We start from the raw sequence: 6,093 nt of genomic DNA on the forward strand, positions 1-6,093 counted from the left end.
AAGCCCGCCGCCAGCCATGAAGCTTACGCAGCGCGTAAAGCCATGGTCACCGGAGTTACTTGAGTTCCACGGATGCGCCAGCTTCTTCCAACTTGGTCTTGGCTTCGTCGCCATCTTCCTTGGACATGCCTTCTTTGAGGGTTGCCGGGGCGCCGTCGACGGCTGCCTTGGCTTCCTTGAGGCCCAGACCAGTGATTTCACGAACCACCTTGATGACGTTGACCTTCTTCTCACCAGCGCTGGTCAGCACCAGGTCGAACTCGGTCTGTTCTTCGGCTTCTTCAGCTTCGCCACCACCCGGGCCAGCCACAACAGCGGCGGCCGCAGAAACACCGAACTTTTCTTCCATCGCGGAAACCAACTCAGCCACTTCCATGACGGACATTTCGGCGACGGCGTTGATGATATCTTCTTGAGTCAGTGCCATTATCAAATTCCTAACTTTGCGGGAGCCTCATGTCATGAAGGCTCATTGATACAGGATTCGTGCCAGTGCGGTTCAGCCTGCCCTTAGGCCGCTTCTTCCTGCTTCTGGTCACGCAACGCAGCGAGTGTACGAGCCAACTTGCCAGCCGATGCTTCCTTCATGACGGACAACAGCTTGGCGATGGCTTCATCACGTGTCGGCAGCGTCGCCAGGCGGTCAAGACCGGAAGCCGGGATGAACTCGCCTTCGTATGCCAGCGCCTTGATCTCGAAATCTTTCTCATTCTTGGCGAATTCCTTGAACAAACGAGCGGCAGCGCCCGGATGCTCATAGGAGAAGGCCAACATGGTCGGACCCGAGAACGTCTCGTTGAGGCACTCCCAAGGAGTACCTTCGAGGGCGCGGCGTGCTAAGGTGTTGCGCACAACACGAACTTGCACACCATTCTCGCGGGCCTGCTTGCGCAGTTCGGTCATGGCGCTTACCGCCACACCGCGAGAATCGGCAACGACGACGGAGAGCGCATCTTGTGCGGCTTCACTGACCTCGGCAACGATCGCTTTCTTGCCTTCGAGTGCTAATGGCACAGTGATCACTCCTTCGTACCGGACGCCTTTGAGGGCGTTCCAGTGGTTACCATCTCCCCCATCTTCGCTTACCACGAGAGGGGGCCGGGGTGATGGTGCTCACCAGAAATCTGGCGGCCACACCATCTGCGCAGGCGACTTTTCAGGTCCATTAAGCCATGCCTTCTCAAGAAAGCATGGCACCTGCGGTCTTTGACGGTGCCCCGCCGCCACGCTTAAACGCTGTGTACGGGGACCGCAAAGTTACTGCCTTTTCCCGCGACTCACACGAACGGCGTGTGATCCACGGTCAACCCTGGCCCCATGGTAGTGGACAGGGTAATTTTCTTGAAGTAGATGCCCTTGGACGTACTCGGCTTGAGACGCTTGAGGTCACCGATCAATGCATCGAGGTTGCCCTTGATAGCACTGGCGTCGAAATCCACCTTACCGATGGCGGCATGAATGATGCCGTTCTTGTCGGTACGGAAGCGCACTTGGCCTGCTTTCGCGTTCTTCACGGCAGTGGCGACGTCCGGCGTTACGGTGCCAACTTTGGGGTTGGGCATCAGCCCACGCGGACCGAGGATCTGGCCCAGCTGCCCAACGACACGCATGGCGTCCGGTGCGGCAACCACCACATCGAAGTCCATATTGCCTTTCTTGACGTCTGCCGCCAGTTCGTCCATCCCCACGACATCGGCGCCGGCCTCTTTCGCGGCATCGGCAGCAGCGCCTTGAGCGAAGACAGCGACACGTGCGGTTTTGCCTGTACCGTTAGGCATGACAGTAGCGCCACGCACGACCTGGTCGGATTTACGCGGGTCAACGCCGAGATTGATCGATACTTCGACGGACTCTTTGAACTTGACCGCGGACACTTCGGACAACAGGGCAACAGCTTCTTCCAGGTTATACACCTTGGAGTTGTCGACCTTTTCACTGAGCATCTGCGCGCGCTTGGTAAGCTTGGCCATGATCAGAGACCCTCCACGTTGAGGCCCATGCTACGGGCACTGCCTGCGATGGTGCGGACAGCCGCATCAAGGTCGGAAGCCGTCAAATCGGGCTCCTTGGTCTTGGCAATCTCTTCCAGCTGCTCGCGTGTCACGGTACCGACCTTGGTCTTGTTCGGCACGCCAGAGCCAGACTTGATTCCCGCCGCTTTCTTCAACAGCACTGCTGCGGGCGGCGTTTTGGTAATGAACGTGAAGCTGCGATCCGAGTAGACCGTAATCACGACCGGCGTCGGGAGGCCCGGCTCGATATCCTGAGTCTCGGCGTTAAACGTCTTACAAAACTCCATGATATTGACGCCGTGCTGACCAAGCGCGGGACCCACGGGGGGGCTCGGGTTGGCCTTACCCGCTGCGACCTGCAGCTTGATATAGGCCTGTACTTTCTTCGCCATGTTGGACTCCAGTTGGGTGGTAACGCCTTGCGGCTCCCCGTTTCAACGAGGCCCTAAGGCCTCTACGACATGCACCGGCTCATACCGAGCCGGCGTCTTGAATTTAGTCTTTTTCGACCTGAGCGAACTCGAGCTCGACAGGGGTCGAGCGCCCGAAAATCAGCACGCTTACATGCAAGCGGCTCTTTTCGTAGTTGACTTCTTCCACCACGCCGTTGAAGTCAGCAAAAGGTCCATCAACGACACGCACGGTTTCACCCGGATCGAAGAGTGTCTTGGGACGCGGCTTGTCTGTACCGTCCTGCACACGACGCAAGATGCCATCGGCTTCTTTTTGCGTAATTGGCGCCGGCTTTTCCGGCGTACCGCCGATGAAACCCATGACACGCGGCGTCTCATTCACCAAGTGCCAGGTAGCGTCGGTCATTTCCATCTCAACCAGCACATAGCCAGGATAGAACTTGCGCTCGCTCTTGCGACGCTTACCGTCACGCATCTCGACGACTTCTTCAGTCGGCACCAGAATTTCACCAAACTGGTCTTCCATGCCATACATCTTGACGCGCTCGTTGAGGGAACGCATTACATGCTTTTCGAAACCGGAGTAGGCGTGGACGACGTACCAACGCTTGGACATGAAAACTCCTAACCTATGATGCCGGACATGGCCCAGCCGAGAAGCGTGTCGATCAGCCATAACAGAATGCCGACCAACACCACGGCCACCAAGACAATCGCAGTAGTCTGGATCGTCTCGGGGCGCGTCGGCCACACTACGCGTTGAATTTCCTTACGCGACCCGCGCGCCAACTCAGTCAGCGCACGCCCCTTGGTCGTAGTCAAGGCTACCGCCGCCGCAGCTACACCAAGCACGACGACGCCCAGAACGCGATACAGCAGCGCTTGGTCAGCAAAATAAGCATTACCTGCCACCGCTATAGCGACAAGAACGATAGCGACCACCCACCTGGCGGCATCGAAACGCGACCCTTGCACCTCGGCGCTTTGTTTCATGGAAAAGGAACTCCTAAAGGCGCGGCAAGCGTGACAAGAAATAGTAAAGGAAGAACCAGCACTGAGGAAGGCTGGCAGGCCAGGAGGGAATCGAACCCCCAACCTGCGGTTTTGGAGACCGCTGCTCTGCCAATTGAGCTACTGGCCTATACTCTGCAACCTGACGCTTTACTGGTAGGCTTTTGCCACAGCGCGCGTCATGTTAGCTAACTACAACCAGGAAGGCAACCCAATTGTATCGCACCAAGACGAGAAGCGAGCCTCGCCCAATAATGGAGCTCATGGACGGATTTGAACCGTCGACCTCACCCTTACCAAGGGTGTGCTCTACCCCTGAGCTACATGAGCCTAACCTGGAGCGGGCAGCGGGGATCGAACCCGCATCATCAGCTTGGAAGGCTGAGGTTCTACCATTGAACTATGCCCGCTTGCCCACTCGTTGCTTGCGCTCTACTAGCTAGCGGTCAAGCATTAAATCTGGTGGAGGGGGAAGGATTCGAACCTTCGAAGCTTTCGCGGCAGATTTACAGTCTGCTCCCTTTGGCCACTCGGGAACCCCTCCAACGTGGCGACGAATTCTACGGAGTTTGAGATTTGTGTCAAGCACTTAATTTACAATGCTTTTCTCTTTCCATGAGCCCGTCGACCCGAAACGCGCAGCATTGTGTCAAAGCAGCATTGAGAATGCAAGGCCGGCCCGGATTTTTTCCAGGGGCGGAACGGAGGGCGGTAGCGGCGCCCCGGCCAAGCGCCCAGCGCGCTCCGCCGCCGTTAGCGGGTAGCATGTTTCCAATCCGGCATAGACCATATCCGGCCAGACTGCATGCGGGATACGCAGCCCGCGTGACACCACCCGAGCATCCCCCCCGGTCAAAAGCAGTGGTAGTGCAACGCCCTCCCGATCACACACTTCGCTATAAATACGATTAACAGCGCTCACCGCCGACATATAGATCCCATGATTGACCGCCTCGACCGTGTTGCGCCCTGGCGCCAGCAGCTCATCTGCTTCACTGTCAGGGTCAATGGCCACATTACGCGTCCCCAGCTTGAGGCTTTCTTTCATCAAGCGCAGTCCAGGGATGATATATCCACCCAGATGGCGACCGCCGGGCAGCACAAAATCCATAGTGATCGCGCTGCCGCAATCGACACTGCAACAGCCTCCCGTCAGCTGATAGCCGGCAAGCACCCCCATCCAACGGTCAACACCAAGACGCCCGGGCTCATCATAGCCACAACTGACACCAAGCGCTTCGGGCATAGAGCGCGCCACATGCACCACGCCAACCTGGCGCCGCAGTAATGCCACGGTATCGCGCAATACGGATTCTCGAGCGACGCTTGAGATACGCACAGCCTCTACGACATCGAGGTCTGGTATATCGGCACCGGGCCGCCACTCTTCCCGTGTCCAGACGGCCCCGCGAGAACGAATTTCACTGCTTGCGACATCCTTCAGGCGCCACTTCGACAAGGTATTGCCGATATCGAGATCCAAAATCATGAGCGCGCGCGCAAGCTGATTTCACCACCGGCCAGCAGCCGGGCCTCGCCATTCACATTGACCTGCAGGTTCCCAGTGGCGTCCACACTCTCGGCCACAGCCGTATAGGCGTGCCCACCCTGAACGACATCCACCTCGAGCCCTGCGTAGGCATTGCGACAATTCCAGGCATCACGCCACGGCTCGAAGCCATGCTGCTCGAAAAGAGGCAACATTCCCAGCAAGGCTTCCACCAACGATGCGGACAGTTCATTACGCGTGATATCGGGCCTCACGTCATTCAGGGCGGCAACGGGTTGGTCCACGCTATCTCTCGCGGCGCCGGGCAGAGCGACATTAAGCCCAATGCCGATCACGACCTCGCAGGGACCGGCGACATCGCCGCTCACCTCCAAAAGGATACCGGCCAACTTCGCCATGCCACCATTCCGTTGCAACAACAAGTCATTGGGCCATTTAAGCGCCACAGGCATGGAGAGTCGCTCTAACACTTCGGCCAGCACCACACCTACGGCCAGGCTCAAGCCCTCCAACGCCGACGCGCCTTCATCGAAACGCCATCCCAATGAGAACAGCAGACCACCCCCCCAGGGGCAGACCCAATGACGGCCACGCCGTCCACGCCCGGCTCCCTGACTCTCCGCTAGGCACACCTCAGCATGCCCAGCACCTTGCTGAAAGCGCTCGCGCAAAAAAGTGTTGGTCGAAGGCAGCGTATCTTCAACGAAAAGGCGGGTTAAATGATGACGTGGCTCCGCGGGCAAGCGCTCGATGATAGCCGGCCCGGACAGCAGGTCCAGCGGTGCGGCCAAACGATACCCTTGGCCTTTCACCGCTTCCAACTGCAACCCTATTTTCTCCAGCTTCTTGAGCTGCTTCCAGACCGCCGTGCGTGAAACGCCCAGCTGCTCGCCCAATTGCTCGCCGGAGTGATACTCACCGTCGCTCAGCAGACGAATCAGATCACCAATCGTCATTCCGGTCATCCCCGTCGGGAAAAAACGACATTCTATCGAAATGCGGTTCGACAGGGGAGCGTGCCCGACCAAAGCGCAACAATTCGTTAGCGATGTGCAAGCCCATCGAGCGAGCATAAAAAAACCCCAGCCTCTTTCGAAGCTGGGGTTTTAGAAGAAATGCCTGACGATGACCTACTCTCGCATGGGGA

9 protein-coding genes and 4 tRNA genes are annotated in these 6,093 nt (G+C 57.9%); all 13 read right to left on the minus strand.

Annotation, left to right across the window (positions count from 1 at the left end; all coding sequences use genetic code 11):
• Nucleotides 1-55 precede the first annotated feature (55 nt).
• Nucleotides 56-427: a 50S ribosomal protein L7/L12 gene (gene rplL, locus LUN51_RS14385; protein ID WP_040239438.1), complete on the minus strand. Its 372-nt coding sequence runs from the start codon at nucleotides 425-427 to the stop codon at nucleotides 56-58.
• 83 nt (nucleotides 428-510) lie between these two features.
• Nucleotides 511-1,014, minus strand: a complete 504-nt coding sequence (gene rplJ / locus LUN51_RS14390; protein ID WP_040239440.1) for a 50S ribosomal protein L10 — start codon at nucleotides 1,012-1,014, stop codon at nucleotides 511-513.
• Nucleotides 1,015-1,277: 263 nt separating this feature from the next.
• The gene (rplA, locus tag LUN51_RS14395) at nucleotides 1,278-1,970 is read right to left on the minus strand and encodes a 50S ribosomal protein L1 (RefSeq protein ID WP_277811771.1); all 693 of its coding nucleotides are present in this window, start codon (nucleotides 1,968-1,970) and stop codon (nucleotides 1,278-1,280) included.
• Between the two features lie 2 nt (nucleotides 1,971-1,972).
• Nucleotides 1,973-2,404, minus strand: a complete 432-nt coding sequence (rplK, locus tag LUN51_RS14400; protein ID WP_040239445.1) for a 50S ribosomal protein L11 — start codon at nucleotides 2,402-2,404, stop codon at nucleotides 1,973-1,975.
• Nucleotides 2,405-2,507: 103 nt separating this feature from the next.
• Nucleotides 2,508-3,041 carry a transcription termination/antitermination protein NusG gene (nusG, locus tag LUN51_RS14405; protein WP_246900990.1) on the minus strand — a complete coding sequence of 178 codons (534 nt, stop codon included), beginning with the start codon at nucleotides 3,039-3,041 and terminating at the stop codon, nucleotides 2,508-2,510.
• Nucleotides 3,042-3,049: 8 nt separating this feature from the next.
• Complete coding sequence (gene secE / locus LUN51_RS14410; protein WP_277811772.1) at nucleotides 3,050-3,418, minus strand: preprotein translocase subunit SecE; 369 nt, start codon at nucleotides 3,416-3,418, stop codon at nucleotides 3,050-3,052.
• Nucleotides 3,419-3,490: 72 nt separating this feature from the next.
• Nucleotides 3,491-3,566, minus strand: a tRNA-Trp gene (locus LUN51_RS14415).
• 125 nt (nucleotides 3,567-3,691) lie between these two features.
• Nucleotides 3,692-3,766: transfer RNA gene (locus LUN51_RS14420), tRNA-Thr, on the minus strand.
• A 6-nt stretch (nucleotides 3,767-3,772) separates the two neighbouring features.
• Nucleotides 3,773-3,846: transfer RNA gene (locus LUN51_RS14425), tRNA-Gly, on the minus strand.
• Between the two features lie 50 nt (nucleotides 3,847-3,896).
• Nucleotides 3,897-3,980, minus strand: a tRNA-Tyr gene (locus LUN51_RS14430).
• A 105-nt stretch (nucleotides 3,981-4,085) separates the two neighbouring features.
• A complete protein-coding gene (locus LUN51_RS14435) occupies nucleotides 4,086-4,925 on the minus strand; it encodes a type III pantothenate kinase (RefSeq protein ID WP_277811773.1) in 840 nt (279 codons plus the stop codon).
• The gene (locus LUN51_RS14440) at nucleotides 4,922-5,902 is read right to left on the minus strand and encodes a biotin--[acetyl-CoA-carboxylase] ligase (RefSeq protein ID WP_277811774.1); all 981 of its coding nucleotides are present in this window, start codon (nucleotides 5,900-5,902) and stop codon (nucleotides 4,922-4,924) included. The genes LUN51_RS14435 and LUN51_RS14440 overlap by 4 nt, the downstream gene beginning before the upstream one ends.
• Nucleotides 5,889-6,093 (minus strand): hypothetical protein (locus LUN51_RS14445; protein ID WP_277811775.1); only part of this gene is annotated, 205 nt, incomplete at its 5' end. The genes LUN51_RS14440 and LUN51_RS14445, both read right to left, overlap by 14 nt.

The sequence above is a fragment of the Chromohalobacter canadensis genome (assembly GCF_029544075.1).
GTDB classification, from domain to species: domain Bacteria; phylum Pseudomonadota; class Gammaproteobacteria; order Pseudomonadales; family Halomonadaceae; genus Chromohalobacter; species Chromohalobacter canadensis_A.

What these genes read in the sequence shown, in the direction of transcription:
- rplL (WP_040239438.1), bottom strand. Translation starts at nt 427, where the DNA reads ATGGCACTGACTCAAGAAGATATCATCAACGCCGTCGCCGAAATGTCC.
- LUN51_RS14435 (WP_277811773.1), bottom strand. Translation starts at nt 4,925, where the DNA reads ATGATTTTGGATCTCGATATCGGCAATACCTTGTCGAAGTGGCGCCTG.
- rplK (WP_040239445.1), bottom strand. Translation starts at nt 2,404, where the DNA reads ATGGCGAAGAAAGTACAGGCCTATATCAAGCTGCAGGTCGCAGCGGGT.
- LUN51_RS14440 (WP_277811774.1), bottom strand. Translation starts at nt 5,902, where the DNA reads ATGACGATTGGTGATCTGATTCGTCTGCTGAGCGACGGTGAGTATCAC.
- nusG (WP_246900990.1), bottom strand. Translation starts at nt 3,041, where the DNA reads ATGTCCAAGCGTTGGTACGTCGTCCACGCCTACTCCGGTTTCGAAAAG.
- secE (WP_277811772.1), bottom strand. Translation starts at nt 3,418, where the DNA reads ATGAAACAAAGCGCCGAGGTGCAAGGGTCGCGTTTCGATGCCGCCAGG.
- rplA (WP_277811771.1), bottom strand. Translation starts at nt 1,970, where the DNA reads ATGGCCAAGCTTACCAAGCGCGCGCAGATGCTCAGTGAAAAGGTCGAC.